Annotated in this window: 14 protein-coding genes; 13 read left to right on the forward strand and 1 reads right to left on the reverse strand. The window is 47.9% G+C overall.

What is annotated here, in order from left to right; genetic code table 11:
• Nucleotides 1-41 precede the first annotated feature (41 nt).
• Nucleotides 42-1,382, forward strand: a complete 1,341-nt coding sequence (locus DW036_RS13265) for a glutamate synthase subunit beta (RefSeq protein ID WP_118464787.1) — start codon at nucleotides 42-44, stop codon at nucleotides 1,380-1,382.
• 109 nt (nucleotides 1,383-1,491) lie between these two features.
• On the forward strand, nucleotides 1,492-3,189 hold the full coding sequence (gene asnB / locus DW036_RS13270; protein ID WP_118464788.1) for an asparagine synthase B: 1,698 nt from the start codon (nucleotides 1,492-1,494) through the stop codon (nucleotides 3,187-3,189).
• Nucleotides 3,190-3,781: 592 nt separating this feature from the next.
• Here asnB and DW036_RS13275 read toward each other — a convergent pair.
• Complete coding sequence (locus DW036_RS13275; protein ID WP_118464901.1) at nucleotides 3,782-5,329, reverse strand: ATP-binding protein; 1,548 nt, start codon at nucleotides 5,327-5,329, stop codon at nucleotides 3,782-3,784.
• A 241-nt stretch (nucleotides 5,330-5,570) separates the two neighbouring features.
• Here DW036_RS13275 and potA point away from each other — a divergent pair, with 241 nt between their 5' ends.
• The 11 genes from potA to DW036_RS13330 all read left to right on the forward strand — a co-directional run bounded on the left by potA (nucleotide 5,571) and on the right by DW036_RS13330 (nucleotide 18,802).
• A complete protein-coding gene (gene potA, locus DW036_RS13280; RefSeq protein ID WP_118464789.1) occupies nucleotides 5,571-7,013 on the forward strand; it encodes a polyamine ABC transporter ATP-binding protein in 1,443 nt (480 codons plus the stop codon).
• 16 nt (nucleotides 7,014-7,029) lie between these two features.
• Nucleotides 7,030-7,803: an ABC transporter permease gene (locus DW036_RS13285; protein ID WP_118464790.1), complete on the forward strand. Its 774-nt coding sequence runs from the start codon at nucleotides 7,030-7,032 to the stop codon at nucleotides 7,801-7,803.
• The gene (locus DW036_RS13290; RefSeq protein ID WP_022210239.1) at nucleotides 7,800-8,594 is read left to right on the forward strand and encodes an ABC transporter permease; all 795 of its coding nucleotides are present in this window, start codon (nucleotides 7,800-7,802) and stop codon (nucleotides 8,592-8,594) included. Before DW036_RS13285 ends, DW036_RS13290 begins: the two co-directional genes overlap by 4 nt.
• A gap of 96 nt (nucleotides 8,595-8,690) precedes the next feature.
• Entirely contained in the window at nucleotides 8,691-10,013 is a 1,323-nt protein-coding gene (locus tag DW036_RS13295) for an ABC transporter substrate-binding protein (RefSeq protein WP_118464791.1), read from the forward strand.
• Nucleotides 10,014-10,126: 113 nt separating this feature from the next.
• Nucleotides 10,127-10,897: a glycerophosphodiester phosphodiesterase family protein gene (locus DW036_RS13300; RefSeq protein WP_118464792.1), complete on the forward strand. Its 771-nt coding sequence runs from the start codon at nucleotides 10,127-10,129 to the stop codon at nucleotides 10,895-10,897.
• 660 nt (nucleotides 10,898-11,557) lie between these two features.
• A complete protein-coding gene (gene dapF / locus DW036_RS13305) occupies nucleotides 11,558-12,370 on the forward strand; it encodes a diaminopimelate epimerase (protein ID WP_118464793.1) in 813 nt (270 codons plus the stop codon).
• 101 nt (nucleotides 12,371-12,471) lie between these two features.
• Entirely contained in the window at nucleotides 12,472-13,704 is a 1,233-nt protein-coding gene (locus tag DW036_RS13310; protein ID WP_118464794.1) for an LL-diaminopimelate aminotransferase, read from the forward strand.
• 88 nt (nucleotides 13,705-13,792) lie between these two features.
• Nucleotides 13,793-14,512 carry a hypothetical protein gene (locus DW036_RS13315; RefSeq protein WP_118464795.1) on the forward strand — a complete coding sequence of 240 codons (720 nt, stop codon included), beginning with the start codon at nucleotides 13,793-13,795 and terminating at the stop codon, nucleotides 14,510-14,512.
• An 87-nt stretch (nucleotides 14,513-14,599) separates the two neighbouring features.
• Nucleotides 14,600-14,956 carry a P-II family nitrogen regulator gene (locus tag DW036_RS13320; protein WP_007214346.1) on the forward strand — a complete coding sequence of 119 codons (357 nt, stop codon included), beginning with the start codon at nucleotides 14,600-14,602 and terminating at the stop codon, nucleotides 14,954-14,956.
• 104 nt (nucleotides 14,957-15,060) lie between these two features.
• Entirely contained in the window at nucleotides 15,061-16,500 is a 1,440-nt protein-coding gene (locus tag DW036_RS13325) for an ammonium transporter (protein WP_118464796.1), read from the forward strand.
• Nucleotides 16,501-16,612: 112 nt separating this feature from the next.
• Nucleotides 16,613-18,802: a glutamine synthetase III gene (locus tag DW036_RS13330; RefSeq protein WP_118464797.1), complete on the forward strand. Its 2,190-nt coding sequence runs from the start codon at nucleotides 16,613-16,615 to the stop codon at nucleotides 18,800-18,802.
• Nucleotides 18,803-18,990 lie beyond the last annotated feature (188 nt).

The raw sequence follows: 18,990 nt of genomic DNA on the forward strand, positions 1-18,990 counted from the left end.
GAGATTGGTAAATTGTAAATTGCTAAATTGTAAATTTCATTATGGCAGATCCAAAAGCATTTTTAAACATACCACGGCAGGAAGCGGGATACCGTCCTGTCCACGAACGTATCACCGACTTCAGTCAGGTAGAGCAAACTTTAAACAGTCACGAACGTAAACTCCAGGCATCACGTTGCATGGATTGCGGTGTACCCTTCTGTCACTGGGCATGCCCGTTGGGCAATAAGCAACCCGAATTTCAGGATGCGCTTTATAAAGGTAAATGGCGCGAAGCATACGAAGTGCTCGCCGCCACAAACGACTTTCCCGAATTTACCGGACGCATCTGTCCGGCACTTTGCGAAAAGTCATGTGTACTGAAGCTTTCGTGTGATGCACCTGTCACCATTCGTGAAAACGAGGCGGCTATTGCCGAAGCGGCTTTTCGCGAAGGCTACATCGTACCCATTCGGCCTGAGCGTAATGGAAAGCGGGTTGCCATCATCGGTGCAGGTCCTGCGGGACTCTCCGCTGCCTGCCGGCTGAATGCTAAAGGCTATGAAGTGACTCTTTTTGACAGCAAACCCATGCCCGGCGGATTACTACGCTATGGTATTCCTAATTTTAAACTCGATAAAGCAGTAATCGACCGCCGGATGCGGGTGCTTGAAGCCGAAGGTATCAAGTTCAAAATGGGCGTAACGGTAGATGTACAGAAACTCCCCGCAGGTTTTGATGCCTACTGCATCTGCACCGGGACGCCGCAGGCACGTGACCTCAATATCCCCGGACGCGAACTGAAAGGCATTTATCTTGCCCTCGAAATGCTGTCTCAGCAAAATCAGATCCTCGATGGAGCAACGTTCCCGAAAGACCAACTGGTAAATGCCAAGGGCAAACGGGTTCTCGTCATCGGTGGCGGTGATACTGGATCGGACTGCATCGGCACGAGCATCCGCCAGGGAGCCGTGAGTGTGACACAGATTGAGATTATGCCACAGCCTCCCGTAGGTCACAATGACGCTACTCCTTGGCCGCAATGGCCCATTGTGCTGAAGACGACTTCAAGTCACGAAGAAGGTTGCACGCGTCGCTGGTCGCTGGCATCCAATCAGTTTATTGGCAAGAATGGAAAAGTCTGCGGTGTAGAGGTGGAAGAAGTGGAATGGACTCCGGCTCAGGATGGAGGACGTCCTACCATGAAGCCTACCGGAAAGAAGGAAGTGATAGACACCGATATGGTGCTTCTGGCCATGGGCTTCCTGAAACCGGAACAACCGGAATTTCCGGAAAATGTGTTCGTTGCAGGTGATGCGGCACGTGGTGCCAGCCTTGTGGTGCATGCACTGGCGGACGGACGGAGAGTGGCAGAGAGAATAGACAAGTATTTGAGTGATTAGTGGTAAGTGATTAGTGATTAGCAGGCTGTGCTATGCTTACTAATTACTAATCACTCATCACTAAACCCTAATCACTGAACTAATCATTAACCCCTAATCACTAAGCATCATGTGTGGAATCGTAGGTATCTTCAATATCAAATCTCAATCCCAAGAATTGAGAAACAAAGCGCTTCGAATGGCGCAGAAAATCCGTCATCGCGGACCGGACTGGAGTGGTATTTATGTAGGCGGCAGTGCCATCCTGGCTCACGAACGTCTTTCCATCGTCGATCCGGAAAGTGGCGGACAACCTTTGTACTCTCCGGATGGCAAGCAAATCCTTGCCGTCAACGGTGAGATCTATAATCATCGGGAAATCCGTTCACGCTACGCCGGCAAGTATGCTTTCCGTACAGGATCGGACTGTGAAGTCATCCTCGCATTATATAAGGATAAAGGCATTCATTTCCTCGAAGAATTGAACGGTATCTTCGCCTTTGCCCTTTACGATGAGGAAGCAGACGATTATCTGATTGCCCGTGACCCTATCGGGGTAATCCCTCTTTATATCGGTCGTGACGACCAGGGACATATCTACGTTGGTAGCGAACTGAAAGCTCTCGAAGGTTTCTGTGATACCTACGAGCCTTTTCTGCCCGGACATTACTTCTGGGGACGCGAAGGAAAAATGCACCGTTGGTATCAGCGTCCCTGGACCGATTATGCCGCCGTCAAAGCCAGTGACACCACCGCCCGCCGAGCTACCCAGCCAGAAATCAACAGCGTAAAACTCGCCCTTGAAGCTGCCGTGCAACGCCAGTTAATGTCCGATGTTCCTTACGGTGTCCTGCTCAGTGGTGGTCTCGACTCTTCCGTCATCTCCGCCATTGCCAAGAAGTATGCCCGCAAGCGCATTGAAACTGATAACCAGAGCGAAGCCTGGTGGCCGCAACTCCACTCCTTCGCCGTCGGCCTGCGCGGTGCACCGGACTTGATTAAAGCCCGTGAAGTGGCGGAATACATCGGCACCGTTCACCATGAAATCAATTATACCATTCAGGAAGGGCTCGATGCCTTGCGTGATGTCATCTACTTTATCGAAACATACGACGTTACCACTGTTCGTGCTTCCACACCGATGTACCTGTTGGCACGTGTCATCAAGTCTATGGGTATCAAGATGGTGCTTAGTGGCGAAGGTGCCGATGAGGTTTTCGGTGGTTATCTATACTTCCACAAAGCCCCCACACCGCAGGCTTTCCACGAAGAAACGATCCGTAAGCTCTCCAAGCTGCACCTGTACGACTGTCTGCGTGCCAATAAGAGCCTTTCTGCCTGGGGTGTGGAAGGTCGTGTTCCCTTCCTCGATAAAGAGTTCCTGGATGTGGCAATGAACCTCAGCCCTGCCGTCAAGATGTGTCCGGGCAAAGAAGTGGAGAAACGCATTGTGCGCGAAGCTTTTCAAGATATGCTGCCTCAGAGTGTTGCCTGGCGGCAAAAAGAGCAATTTTCCGATGGCGTCGGTTACAATTGGATTGATACATTGAAAGCCATTACTTCGGCCGCCGTCACCGACCATCAGATGGAACATGCCGCCGAACGGTTTCCCATCAATCCGCCACAGAATAAGGAGGAATATTACTATCGTAGCATTTTCGAAGAGCACTTCCCCAGTCAGTCGGCTGCCCGAAGCGTGCCCAGTGTGCCGAGCGTGGCTTGCTCTACTGCTGAAGCACTCGCCTGGGATGCCACGTTGCAAGGGAAAAATGATCCGAGCGGACGGGCTGTGGCAGATGTGCACGAGGCAGCCGGGAACGTGGGCTGATAAAGCCTGTTATAAGCAGAGTCTACTGTGTAAACAATTTACCAAGCGAGATCCATCAATAGAATGCTGAGCATTCTTATCACAGTCTCAAATATAGACAAATCACAGGCATTTCTCTGCTTTATTAAGCTTCTTGTTATTCGTTTTTAAAGAATAACAGGAACGTTTTTAAAGAATGTGCTCAACGTTTATTAAAAACGTAAAAAGCCTCTTTTAAGCCCGAATCCGATAAATATCAACAAAAAAGGCGATAACTTCCTATTGAAATTATCGCCTTTCTTGTTTTTTGTCTGTTATTATCTTAGAAAACAAGTCGTATGAATTCTCTATTATCAACTACCCTGCAAAGATACGACATCCGAAAGGTGAAGTCAAGTATTCTGGCCGGTTTTTCCGACTTTTCTTTTTTTTATTTTTTAATTCTTCCATTTTGTTTTTGTCCGATACCATTTTTCTAATTTTGAGAATTAGAAATTAGGAACTTACGTTAACTTAACACACAACAAAGATGAAATATAAAAGGACTCTCCACTCCAATCCACACTAAGATAGTGTCAAAACGGAATAAAAGAACGCGAATTACACAAATCTGTCATTCAATAATCCACTTCTCTATATTCCTTGTTTTATTACTGAAGTTCACACCTATTTTGAATAATTTCCTCGGGTCTGCCTCGAAAGGAAGAGCATACTGTTTTTCTTCTATTTGCTGCAAGGCTTCTTCTGCAGTACCTTCCAGTTTGAATTCCATGACGTAAATGTAATCGGCAGTCTTCACTACCAGATCCACCCTCCCTTCCGAAGTGTGATACTCCGCCTGTGTGTAGAAACCCACCAGTTTGAAGACGATAAACAACACATTCTGGTAATGTAATTCCAAGTCTTTCACCAATTCATAAGGTGTGTCGGCAAAAAAGCTTTGCAGCCTCTTAAAGAAAGCGTTAGGTTGGCCGGAACGTATCTCACGAACAAATCTTTGTATCTCAAACGGTGCTTCTAACTGGTTGAAGCGGGTATAAAACGGCATCAGAAATCTGATAAAGCCCTCTTCCACTTCCCGGTTAGGGAAACCGAGACGGTATAGACCGAATTCCTTATCATACCCCTTTATCGTGAGATAACCGCTTTGGAAAATAACCGGTATGGGTTCGTTGTCGCCATAAATACAGTTCAGCACATCAGCATCCGTTTCTTCATGCGCCATGCGCTCCAAATTGTAATGATTTCGTCTCAGCAACTCCACAAGGTAAGTAGGCGTTCCGGTTTCAAACCAATAGTTGCCGAATTTCATCTTAAAGAATGTATTCAGCAAACTGAAGGGATTGTAGATGCCGTCCGTGTTTTCTGTAAAGTGATAACCGTCATAGCACGCTTTCAGTTCATTGCACACTTCCTGATACGTCATTTTCTGCGCGGCTGCCAATTCGTGCAGGTCTTCTTCAAAATTAAGATGTATCTCCTTTTCAGTGATTCCACAGATAGAAATAAACGGCTCGTCCATGGAGATGTCATTCAGATTGTTCAGGTCACTGAACACACTGACTTTGCCAAACTTGGTCACTCCCGTCAGCAAGGCAAACTTGATGCAGCCGTCCATGGTTTTCAGTACGCCGTAGAAAGGTTTCAGAGTGTTGCGGAATTCGCGTTGCAGTTCCTCGTTGCCGATAGCCTGGAGCAAGGGTTTGTCATATTCGTCGATGAGAATGGCTACACGCTCACCACTTTGCTCATAGGCCCGTCCCACAACTCCTGCAAAGCGCAAGGCAAGGGTCGTTTCGGCAGAACGCGTTCCATAAAGTGACTCCCAGTAATCAAGCGTTTCATTCAGTATTTTGTCCAGACTGTCCGGCGTATCATATTTCCCGATATTCAAGTCCAGATGGAACACGGGACGTTTCACCCAGTCTTTTTCCAAAGCTTCCACCGCCAAGCCTTCAAACAAGTCCCGTTTCGCCTCAAAATAGGCTTCGAGCGTGGAAATCAGCAAACTCTTCCCAAAACGGCGGGGGCGGGAAAGGAAATAGTAACTGCCACTCTTCACCAACTTATACATCAATGCAGTTTTATCCACATAAACGTATCCTTCTTTACGAATCTTCTCGAAGTTTTGTATCCCGATAGGATATATTCTGTTACCCATGTCCTTGCCTCCTTCTACTATAATAGTATTCATTAATGCTACAAAGATAATGTAAACCGAGAACAGTATAAAATGAACTCGTTCATTTTTTATGCCGAAGTGCAGCTTATCTTCTTCAAAGATAATGCAAATCGAAGGCAGTACTTTCATTTTCCCAATTTATTCCCTACCTTTGTACCCGCTTTTTTTAGAAAGGCAGAATTCGTTCTATTAGTTTTAGGTTAAACACTTAATAACGCTTATGCAAAAGTCTGACTGCATCATCGGTGTAGAGCACGTATCGAAATACTTCGGAGACAAAGCCGTACTGAATGATGTAAACCTCTCTGTCCGTAAGGGCGAATTTGTAACAATATTGGGCCCCTCCGGCTGCGGCAAGACTACGTTGTTGCGCCTGATAGCCGGTTTCCAGACCGCCTCGGAAGGTATCATCACCATCGCCGGAAAAGACATCACGCAAACACCGCCACACCAACGTCCGGTGAACACCGTCTTTCAGAAGTATGCCCTTTTCCCCCACCTCAACGTGTACAACAACATCGCTTTCGGACTGAAGCTCAAAAAGATGCCCGAAGCCACCATTGGCAAGAAAGTGAAACAAGCCCTCCGCATGGTAGGTATGACGGATTACGAAGACCGTGACGTCGATTCCCTCTCCGGCGGACAGCAGCAACGCGTTGCCATCGCCCGTGCCATCGTCAACGAACCCGAAGTGCTGTTACTGGACGAGCCACTTGCCGCCCTCGACCTCAAAATGCGTAAAGACATGCAGATGGAGTTGAAAGAGATGCACCAGAAGCTCGGAATCACCTTCGTCTACGTCACCCACGACCAGGAAGAAGCCCTCACCCTGAGCGACACCATCGTTGTGATGAGCGAAGGCCGCATCCAGCAGATAGGCACGCCGACAGATATCTACAACGAACCCATCAACTCTTTCGTTGCTGATTTCATCGGAGAAAGTAACATCCTGAACGGCCTCATGCTTCAAGACAAAGCCGTATCCTTTGCCGGACACGAATTTGAATGTGTCGACAAAGGTTTTGGCGAAAATACCCCCGTCGATGTAGTCATCCGTCCCGAAGACATCTATATATTCGAGCCTTCTGCCGCTGCCCAACTGACGGGTACTGTCACCTCCTGCATCTTCAAAGGCGTGCATTACGAAATGATGGTACAGACTAACGAGGGCTACGAATTCATGGTACAGGACTATCATAGCTTTGAAGCCGGACGGGAAGTCGGTCTGCTCGTAAAACCTTTCGACATTCACGTAATGAAGAAAGAACGCACCTGCAACACCTTCGAAGGCAAGCTCATAGACGCCACACACGTTGAATTCCTCGGTTACACCTTTGAGTGTGCCGAAGTGCAGGACATCGAACCGGGCAGCTCTGTCCTCGTAGAAATAGATTTCCGGAACGTCATCCTCGAAGATAACGAAGAAGACGGGCATCTGACGGGCGAAGTGAAATTCATCCTTTATAAAGGAAACCATTACCATCTCACCGTGTTTACCGATTGGGACGAGGATATCTTTGTAGACACCACTGACGTCTGGGACGACGGCGACCGTGTCGGCATCACCATCGCACCCGAAAATATACGAATTGTTGCACCGGCCCAGGCTACCGGTTCTATCCCTATTGTTGAATCTGCTAATAAGAAAGGAAGTGCTCAGTAATATATCCCGTTTCTTCATGCGTCGCCGGAACTGGACAGTTCCCTACGCATTGTTTCTCATCATCTTCGTTGTGATGCCTCTGTTGCTCATTGTGGTTTATGCCTTCACCGATGCTGAAGGCACATTCACGTTTGCCAACTTCCGCAAATTCATGATGCATCCCGAATCTATCAACACATTCGTCTACTCCATCGGAATAGCTGTCATCACGACTCTCGCATGCCTCCTGCTCGGTTATCCGGCTGCTTATATTCTCAGTCAGAAGCGCTTCAACACTTCCCAGACCATGGTTGTACTGTTCATCCTGCCCATGTGGGTGAACATCCTGATACGTACACTTGCCACGGTGGCATTGTTTGATTTCCTCAACTTGCCGCTGGGCGAAGGAGCTTTGGTATTCGGTATGGTCTACAACTTCCTGCCGTTCATGATATACCCTATCTACAATACGTTGCAGAAGATGGATGGCAGTCTGATAGAAGCAGCCCAAGACCTGGGAGCTACGCCTGTACAGGTATTCGGTAAAGTGATCCTCCCCCTTTCGATGCCCGGCATCATGAGTGGTGTGGTGATGGTTTTCATGCCCACGGTTTCCACCTTTGCCATTGCCGAGTTGCTGACGATGAACAACATCAAACTGTTCGGTACTACCGTACAAGAGAATATATATAACGGAATGTGGAACTACGGCGCTGCCCTCTCGCTCATCATGCTGTTGCTGATTGGCGTCACCGCCCTCTTCACCAACGAGGACGACAGTGCACAAAATGAAAGCGGAGGTGTGATATGATGACACGTATTCTGGCAAAAGGCTATCTTTGGTTTCTGCTTGCCCTGCTCTATTCGCCCATCCTGATCATTATGATCTTCTCTTTCACTGAGGCCAAAGTACTGGGTAACTGGACAGGATTCTCTACCAAACTATACAGTTCATTGTTTACAGGCGGCATGCACCACTCACTGATGAATGCCATCTGGAACACATTCGCGATTGCTACGATTGCCGCCACAGCCTCTACCCTGCTGGGAAGTCTGGCAGCTATCGGCATCTTTAACCTACGCTCCCGGGCGCGTCAGGTGATGAATTTCACCAATGCTATTCCGATGATGAATGCGGATATCATTACCGGTGTCTCCCTGTTCCTGCTGTTTGTCAGCTTTGGCATTTCGCAGGGATTTACTACAGTGGTATTGGCACACATCACTTTCTGTACCCCATACGTGGTACTTAGTGTGATGCCCCGTCTGAAGAAGATGAATCAGAATGTATACGAAGCAGCCCTCGACCTCGGAGCTACTCCTTTCCAGGCGCTTCGCAAAGTCATCTTCCCTGAAATTCTGCCGGGAATGATCAGCGGTTTCATCCTCGCTTTCACGCTTTCCATTGATGATTTCGCAGTAACGATCTTCACTATCGGAAATGAAGGATTGGAAACATTGTCGACATACATCTATGCGGACGCACGTAAGGGTGGATTGACTCCTGAACTGCGGCCACTGTCAACAATCATTTTTGTAACGGTGTTAGTATTGCTGATTGTGATTAACAAGAGAGCAGAAAGAAACAAGAATAGTGATTAGCGTTTAGTGATAAGTGATTAGTGCCATGCGGAATGATAGCGCAGCCTACTAATCACTTATCACTAAACGCTAATCACTAATATAACCCTATAAACAATGAAGAAATACATCCCCCTCCTTCTCTGCATTCTTCTCCTTGCCTCCTGTACCGGTGCCAGCGAGAAGCGCAGCCGTGTACTGAAAGTCTACAACTGGGCAGATTACATCGACGAAGAAGTCCTCGCCGAATTCCCTGCCTGGTACAAAGAGCAGACAGGCGAAGATATCCGCATCATCTACCAGGTATTCGATATCAACGAAATCATGCTCACCAAAATTGAGCGCGGACAGGAAGATTTCGACCTTGTATGCCCATCGGAATACATCATCGAACGAATGTTGAAGAAAGATCTCCTCCTCCCTATCAACCGCAATTTTGGGAAGACTCCGGACTATATCCCCAACATTTCCCCGTATATTCAGAAAGAGTTGGAGAAAATCAGCCAGCCCGGTCGCCACACCAATGATTACGTTGTTCCCTACATGTGGGGTACCGCCGGAATACTCTATAACAAGAAGTTCAAGACCCTTGAAGAAGTCAGCTCCTGGGGATGCCTTTGGGATGCCGTCAACCGTGGCAAGATTCTGATGAAAGACAGTTATCGCGATGCCTACGGTACTGCCATCATCTATGCCCATGCCCGGCAACTTGCCGACAGCACCATCACCGTGGAGCAACTGATGAACGACAATTCCCCTGAGGCCATTGCTCTTGCAGAGCAATACCTGAAAGCCCTGAAACCCAACATTGCCGGATGGGAAGCCGACTTCGGTAAAGAAATGATGACCAAAAACAAAGCATGGCTCAACCTTACCTGGAGTGGCGACGCCGTCTGGGCCATTGACGAAGCGGAAGCTGTAGGCGTGGACCTGGACTATGTAGTTCCCCGTGAAGGCAGCAACATCTGGTACGATGGCTGGGCCATCCCCAAGTATGCCCGCAACGTAAAAGCCGCCAGCTACTTCATCAATTATCTTTGCCAGCCGGATATTGCCCTGCGCAATATGGACGCCATCGGCTACGTCAGTGCCGTAGCAACGCCCGAAATTATGGAAGCAAAGACCGACACTACTCTTGAACAGTTCTCCGACCTCAGTTATTTCTTCGGCCCCGGTGCAGACAGCGTTCAGATCAATCCGATACAATACCCCGACCGTAAAGTCGTGGAGCGTTGCGCCATGATCCGTGATTTCGGCGACCGCACAGAGCTTGTTCTCGAAATGTGGAGCCGCGTTAAAGGCGATAACCTGAATACAGGCATCGTGCTTCTTATCTTTGCAGTCTTCGGAATACTGTTTGTGTGGATTGTCTGGAAACGGATCAGCGTTTATAAGCAGAAGAAACGTCACCACAGGCGCAGACGCCGTATACGCAGGTAATAGGAGGTAAAGGAGATAACACCTTTATCTCCTGATTCGCATTAATAACATAAATGAAACATCACTTTTCAGACATATTTTGTACCTTGCGGCAGAATTATAAATAAGGAACTATGAAACTGAAAAAACTTTTATTTGCCTCCGCTATGTCTTTTGCCGCATGCGGCATCCTGCAAGCCCAAAACACCCAAGTCATTGCACACCGTGGTTTCTGGAAGACCGACGGCTCTGCCCAGAATAGTATTGCCGCCCTGGTGAAAGCTGACTCCATCCATTGCTACGGCTCTGAGTTCGATGTCTGGCTCACTGCCGACAACAAACTTATCGTAGACCACGATGGCGTATTCAAAGGTGTCCGCATGGAAACATCCACCGAGAAAGAATGTACCTCCATCACCCTCGACAACGGTGAGAACCTCCCTACCCTTCAGCAATACCTCGATAAAGCCAAAGGATTGAAAACCCGCCTTATCCTGGAACTCAAAGCACACAAGACTCCCGAACGGGAAACGCTCGCCGTAGAGCAAATTGTGAAAATGATTAAGGAGATGGGACTGGAAGAGCGTACCGAATACATCACTTTCTCACGCCATGCGACCAAAGAGTTCATTCGCCTGGCTCCTAAAGGCACCCCCGTATATTATCTGGAAGGTGACCTCAATCCGCAGGAACTGAAAGACATGGGTTGCGCCGGTCCTGATTACCATTTCTCTGTCTTCAAAAAACATCCCGAATGGATCAAAGAATGTCACGATCTTGGCATGAAAGTAAATGCCTGGACAGTAAATGATGCCAAAGATATGGAATGGCTCATCAGCCAGGGAGTGGATTTCATCACCACTAACGAACCGGTATTATTGCAGGAGATATTGAAAAAGAAGTAATGCAGATCGGTAGTTAAATTCATTTCTTTATTTTCGGTTATGAATATAATTTTAGGCGCGGATTACGCGGATTACACGGATTAATGGCTGCGCTATCACACTATATTACAGAAAAAGAATCCGTGTAATCCGCGTAATCCGCGCCTAAATTATTATCAGCATTTAGTTCATTACTTTCCCAAGCTGTACCAATGCCCCACTTTAACTCCCCCAATGCCACACCTCAACAATTCAAACGCCACACTTCGATGGCTCCAATGAATGGCATTGCGGAAGCTAAAGTGTGGCATTTGCCTTGTAATAGTGCGGCATTATGCAAAAGATCATTTAGTCACCAAAAAGAAGAAAATAATTTCATTCTGTCATATACAATTCTTCATTTTCACCCCACATACTCCATTTTTCCACTAAAAACACGTATTTACGCCACTACCCACATAGAATGAATATGCGGAAATAATTCCATAAATAACAATTTATACAAATATCCACCCGCAAACTTTTAATTTAAAACTTGAATACCGTATATTTGCAGCGACTGAAAGAATAAATGAAAATAATAGAAATAAGATATATATTCTATGAATAATTTAGCAAAACGTCGTATCTTTGCATTGCAATAAAACAAAAAGAAAGATTAATTCATCAACAGAGTACAAAATGACAAGAGTTATAAAATTCACTAAGATGCACGGAGCAGGCAACGATTACATTTATGTAAACACCCTGAAATATCCCATCGAAAGCCCTGAAAAACTTTCGGTTGAATGGAGCGCCCCGCATACAGGAATTGGAAGCGACGGCCTGGTACTCATCGGCAGTTCGGACAAGGCAGATTTCAGTATGCGCATCTTCAATGCGGATGGTTCCGAAGCCAAAATGTGCGGCAACGCCAGTCGCTGCATCGGTAAGTATCTATATGAATACGGCCTGACTTCCCAAACAGCCGTTACCCTCGACACCCTATCGGGCATCAAAATACTGAAACTCCACGTGGAAGACGGAAAAGTGGACACCGTAACCGTGGATATGGGACGTCCCGCTGATATGAAGGAACAACCCATCGAAGCCGACGGGCAGAAATTCATCGGAACAACCGTATCAATGGGAAATCCTCACCTGGTAATCTTTGTAGAAGATGTGAAAGATATCAACCTCGAAAGCATCGGCCCGAAACTGGAAAACCATCCGTTGTTTCCCGACCGCATCAATGTAGAGTTTGCCCAGGTGCTGGAGCATGGGAAAATCAGGATGAGAGTTTGGGAAAGAGGTTCGGGCATCACCCAAGCTTGCGGAACCGGAGCCTGTGCCACCGCAGTAGCCGCCGCACTGACCGGAAAATCCGGAAGAAAAACAGACATCATCATGGATGGAGGCTCACTTAACATCGAATGGGACGAAAAGACGGATCACGTATGGATGACCGGAGGAGCAGTCCGGGTGTTCGACGGAGAAAAGATAATTAGTGATTAATGTTTAGTGATTAGTGATTAGCTCTATTCAGCATCCAGTGTAATCACTAATCACTAAACGTTAATCACTAACCTAAATAACGCTTAAAACAACAAGAAAGTATGGCATTAGTAAACGAACATTTTTTGAAACTACCGGGAAGTTACTTATTTTCAGACATAGCTAAAAAGGTGAATACTTTCAGGATAACGCACCCTAAACAAGAGGTCATCCGTCTGGGTATCGGAGACGTTACCCGGCCACTGCCACCGGCTTGCATCGAGGCGATGCACAGGGCAGTGGATGAGATGGCAAATGCCGGTACCTTCCACGGATACGGTCCCGAACAGGGATATGACTTTTTGATTGAAGCGATCATCAAACATGATTATGCTCCGAGAGGCATTCATTTTAGCCCTACGGAAGTATTCGTAAACGATGGAGCCAAAAGCGATACGGGCAACATAGGCGATATCCTCCGCCACGACAACAGTGTGGGAGTGACAGACCCCATCTACCCGGTATATATAGACAGCAACGTAATGTGTGGCCGTGCCGGAGTATTGGAAGAAGACGGCAAATGGAGCAACGTGACCTACATGCCCTGTACCGCCGAAAACAACTTTGTTCCCGAGATACCGGACAAGCGGATTGACATCGTCTACCTTTGCTACCCGAACAATCCGACAGGAACAACGCTAACCAAGTCGCAACTGAAAAAATGGGTGGACTACGCGCTTGCCAACGACACTCTGATTCTGTTCGATGCCGCTTATGAGGCGTTTATACAGGAAGAAGACGTTCCCCACTCCATTTACGAAATAAAAGGTGCCAAGAAATGTGCCATAGAGTTCCGCAGCTTCTCGAAGACAGCCGGATTCACCGGAGTCCGTTGCGGATACACCGTAGTTCCGAAAGAACTGACAGCCGCCACACTGACCGGTGAACGCATTCCGCTGAACCGTCTCTGGAACCGCCGTCAATGCACCAAATTCAACGGTACCAGCTACATCACCCAACGGGCTGCCGAAGCCATCTACACCCCGGCGGGCAAGCAGCAGATAAAGGAAAACATCGACTACTATATGAACAACGCCCGAACCATGAAAGAGGGTCTGGAATCCGCCGGACTGAAAGTGTACGGCGGCGTGAATGCCCCTTACATCTGGCTGAAAACACCGAATGGCACCGGCTCCTGGCGATTCTTTGAGCAGATGTTATACGAAGCCAATGTAGTAGGAACACCCGGTGTAGGATTCGGCCCCAGCGGAGAAGGCTACATCCGCCTGACCGCCTTCGGGAATCACGAAGATTGTGTGGAAGCCATGAGGCGAATCAGAAAATGGCTGGCATGAAGATGAAAAAGATAACAACTAAAATAAAACTATAGTTTCACCGGACTGATCATCCGCAATTTGTCTAAACTTAAAAGGTAAAATAGGTATGAAAATGAAAAGCGTAAAATTCAGAATGATAGCCATCGCGCTATTATCAGCAGCAATGCCTTTCACGGCAAAAGCACAGGATAAAGTGGAAGCCTCAGTCGGTGCAGATTTTGTAAGCAACTACATCTGGCGTGGAACAGACTGCGGTGGTGTAAGTATCCAGCCCAGCATGGAAGTCAGCTACAAAGGCTTGTCACTGGCAGCTTGGGGCTCGGTAGGCATCGACAAGGAAGATGCCAGGGAGATCGACCTCACACTGGGTTACAATACAGGCGGTTTCAGCGTATCCGTTACGGATTACTGGTTCTCCTACCACAAAGAGGACGGCGGATATACGGGAGATTATTTCAAGTACGGTGCACACAGCACGGTACACATCTTCGAAGCCACTCTGGGATATGACTTCGGTCCGTTGGCACTGAGTTGGAACACTTACTTTGCAGGAGATGATTATACGAAGGAGAACGGTGACAGGGCTTACTCCACGTATGTAGGCATCAGCGCACCTTTTAAACTCGGTGGCCTGGACTGGTCGGCAGAAGTCGGTCTTACCCCATGGGAAGGTGCGTATGCCAACAAGTTCAACGTAACCAACCTCACACTGAAAGCAGAAAAAGAAATCAAATTCACAAATTCTTTTTCGCTGCCCACCTTTGCACAACTGACGTTCAATCCACACACACAGGGTGCATACTTCGTATTCGGAGTTAGTTTCTAAAGAAGGATAAACGGGTATAGGTATTTACAGATGCGCCGAATGGCAAATCGTAAATAGTAAATTGTCTAATCGTAAATGTATTAAGGTATGAAAAAGATTGAAGCAATTATCCGCAAGACAAAATTCGAGGATGTAAAGGACGCATTGCTCGAAGCGGACATCGAATGGTTCTCCTACTACGACGTCCGGGGGATAGGGAAATCCCGTCAGGCACGCATCTACCGCGGTGTAATGTACGACACCAGTTCCATTGAACGTATCCTGATCTCTATCGTGGTACGCGACAAGAATGCCGAAAAGACCGTGCAGGCCATCATCAGGTCCGCACAGACCGGAGAAATCGGCGACGGGCGTATCTTCATCATCCCCATAGAAGACGCTATCCGCATCCGCACCGCCGAACGTGGCGACATCGCCCTCTACAATGCCGAACAGGAAAGATAAAAGGGCAGCATCAAACCACAACTGTTAAGAGCCCCCTCCAGAGAGCTGCAAGAGCTGCTTAACGAAACAAAGAATACAAGTACAACTAAAAGCAAAAAGATTTTATGGATAAATATAGTAAACGCAGCATTGCCAGGCTGTGGATAGCCCTTGCTGTCCTTATGGCACTCTGCACAACAACAGAAACTTTTGCACAAACTTCCGCAACAACGGATAGTATATCAGCTACAACAACCGCTGTTATAGCTACATTAGAAGAGACTACTGTAGAATCATCAGCCCCCTCCACCGTCGGAGAACTGGTAAACGGACTCAACACAGTATGGATGTTACTCGCCGCTATGCTGGTATTTTTCATGCAACCGGGCTTTGCACTGGTAGAAGCCGGTTTCACCCGGGTTAAGAACACCGCCAACATCCTGATGAAGAATTTCGTGGATTTCATGTTCGGCAGCCTGCTCTACTGGTTCATCGGTTTCGGACTGATGTTCGGCGTAGGTGGTTTCGTGGGAATGCCCCACTTCTTCGACCTCTCGTTCTATGACGGAGGAGGATTACCAACAGAGGGTTTCCTTGTTTTCCAAACTGTATTCTGTGCCACAGCAGCCACTATTGTATCGGGAGCCATGGCCGAACGTACCAAATTCTCCATGTATTTGGTTTACACCATCTTCATCAGCGTACTGATCTATCCGATTTCCGGTCACTGGACCTGGGGCGGCGGCTGGTTGATGAACGGCGAAGAAGGTTCGTTCATGATGAATCTGTTCGGCACCACATTTCACGACTTCGCAGGTTCCACCATTGTTCACTCCGTCGGTGGCTGGATTGCGCTGGTAGGTGCAGCCATCCTTGGTCCACGCATCGGTAAATACGGTAAAGATGGCAAGTCCAGAGCTATTCCGGGACACAACCTCACCATGGCGGCGCTGGGTGTATTCATTTTATGGTTCGGCTGGTTCGGATTTAACCCCGGTTCACAGTTGGCAGCCGCCTCCACGGACGACGCAATGGCTATCTCACACGTCTTCCTCACCACGAATCTTGCAGCTTGTGCCGGAGGTTTCTTCGCACTGGTGGTCAGTTGGTTAAAATTCAGCAAACCATCTTTATCCCTGACTCTGAATGGCATACTGGCAGGTCTGGTAGGTATCACGGCAGGCTGCGATATGGTTTCTCCGCTGGGTGCCGTCATCATCGGTACCATCTGCGGCATCCTAATGATATTCTCGGTAGAGTTCATCGATAAAGTGCTGAAGATTGACGATCCCGTTGGTGCAAGTTCCGTACACGGTGTCTGCGGTTTCACAGGTACCATTCTCACAGGTTTCTTGTCCACCAGTGAAGGACTCTTTTATGGTGCAGGCTGGGGATTCCTCGGAGCACAAGTATTCGGCGCCCTCGTAGTAGGTGCATGGGCAGCCGGCATGGGTTTCATCATCTTCAAGGGACTCGATAAGATACACGGTCTCCGCGTTTCCAAACGCGTTGAAGAAGAAGGGCTCGACATCTACGAGCATGGTGAATCAGCGTATAATGGATAACGATCAACGGTTAGTGATTAGTGATAAGCAAAATGCCGCATACAGCGCAGCCACTAATCACTAATCACCAAACCCTAATCACTAATTTACGAACCAACAATAATAAAGTATTATGTCTAAATTGAGATTCAGAGTAGTAGAAACGGCGTTTAAAAAGAAACCCGTTGCAGTGGCAGCTCCTGCGGAACGTCCGTCGGAATATTATGCCAAGTATGTATTCAACAAGGAAAAGATGTTCAGGTATCTGCCGAGCAAGGTATATGCTAAACTGATTGACGTGATCGACAATGGCGCTCCGCTGGATCGCAGCATTGCTGATGAAGTGGCAGCCGGTATGAAGAAATGGGCACTCGAAATGGGTGTTACCCACTATACCCACTGGTTCCACCCGTTGACTGAAGGTACAGCCGAGAAGCATGACGCTTTCATTGAGCATGATGGCAAAGGCGGTGTGATGGAAGAATTCACAGGCAAATTGCTCGTTCAGCAGGAACCGGATGCATCCAGCTTCCCTAACGGTGGCATCCGCAATACGTTCGAGGCACGCGGTTACAGCGCATGGGATCCCTCTTCTCCGGCTTTCATCGTCGATGATACGCTCTGCATCCCGACCATTTTCATTGCCTACACCGGAGAATCTCTGGACTATAAGGCACCGTTGCTGAAAGCTCTGCGTGCCGTAGACAAAGCTGCCGTAGACGTATGCCGCTATTTCAATCCGGAAGTGAAGAAGGTGGTTGCCTACCTGGGTTGGGAACAGGAATACTTCCTGATCGATGAAGGTCTGTACGCCGCCCGTCCCGACTTGCTGATGACAGGCCGCACCTTGATGGGACACGACAGTGCCAAAAACCAACAGTTGGAAGACCACTATTTCGGTGCCATTCCCACCCGCGTGGCGGCCTTCATGAAAGAATTGGAAATCGAAGCTTTGAAGCTCGGCATTCCCGTCAAGACCCGTCACAACGAAGTAGCTCCCAACCAGTTCGAGCTGGCTCCCATCTTCGAAGAGTGCAACCTGGCTGTAGACCATAACATGCTCGTCATGGCATTGATGCGTAAAGTAGCCCGTAACCACGGCTTCCGCGTACTGCTACATGAAAAACCCTTCAAAGGTGTCAACGGTAGCGGTAAGCACAACAACTGGTCATTGGGTACGGATACAGGTATCGGACTGATGGGACCGGGCAAATTACCTGAAGAAAACCTGCGCTTCATCACTTTCATTGTAAATACCCTGATGGCCGTTTACAAACACAACGGGTTATTGAAAGCATCCATTTCCAGTGCCACAAATGCACACCGTCTGGGTGCCAACGAAGCACCTCCCGCAATCATTTCCAGCTTCCTGGGCAAACAGTTGTCGCAGGTATTGGAACACATTGAAGAGAGTACCAAGGATGATCTCGTAAGCCTTAGCGGCAAGCAAGGCATGAAACTGGATATTCCGCAGATTCCGGAACTGTTGATTGACAATACCGACCGTAACCGCACCAGCCCGTTCGCCTTCACCGGAAACCGTTTTGAGTTCCGCGCCGTAGGTTCGGAAGCAAACTGTGCCTGCGCCATGATTGCCCTGAACGCTGCCGTAGCCGAACAACTGGTAGAATTCAAAAAAGATGTGGACAAACTCATCGAGAAGGGTGAACCGAAGATTTCGGCTATCCTGGATGTGATCCGCAAATACATCAAGATTTGCAAACCCATCCATTTCGACGGCAATGGCTACAGTGACGAGTGGAAAGAAGAAGCCAAGAAACGCGGTCTGGATTGCGAAACCAGTGTGCCTCTCATCTTCGACAGCTATCTGAAACCGGAAAGCATCCGCATGTTCGAAGATACCGGTGTCCTGACTCAGAAAGAACTGGAAGCCCGCAACGAAGTGAAATGGGAAACCTACACTAAGAAAATCCAGATTGAAGCTCGTGTATTAGGTGACTTGGCCATGAACCATATCATCCCGGTAGCCACGCAGTATCAAACGGATCTCATTGATAACGTTTACAAGATGAAAGACCTGTTCCCCGGCGACAAAGCTGCAAAACTGTCTGCCAAGAACCTGGAACTCATCGAAGAAATTGCCGACCGCACCGCCTTCATCAAAGAGCATGTAGATACCATGATCGAAGCCCGCAAGGTGGCCAACAAGATCGAAAGTGAACGTGAGAAAGCCATTGCCTACCACGACACCATCGTACCGGCAATGGAGGAGATCCGTTATCATATCGACAAACTGGAACTGATTGTTGACAACCAGATGTGGACGCTGCCCAAATACAGGGAACTCTTGTTTATAAGATAAGTGAAGAGAAGTGATTAACGGTTAGTGATTAGTGATAAGCAAAATGCCGCATACAGCGCATCCACTAATCACTCATCACTAAACACTAATCACTATTTGAAATTATCTATTTCTTTTGTTGGTTGTTTTAAGTTTGCAGGGGGAGAGGTGCCGGGAGGTAGTTCTCTCTCTTTTTTTATTACCTTTGT

The sequence above is a fragment of the Bacteroides sp. AF39-11AC genome, from assembly GCF_003474285.1.
Lineage (GTDB): Bacteria > Bacteroidota > Bacteroidia > Bacteroidales > Bacteroidaceae > Bacteroides.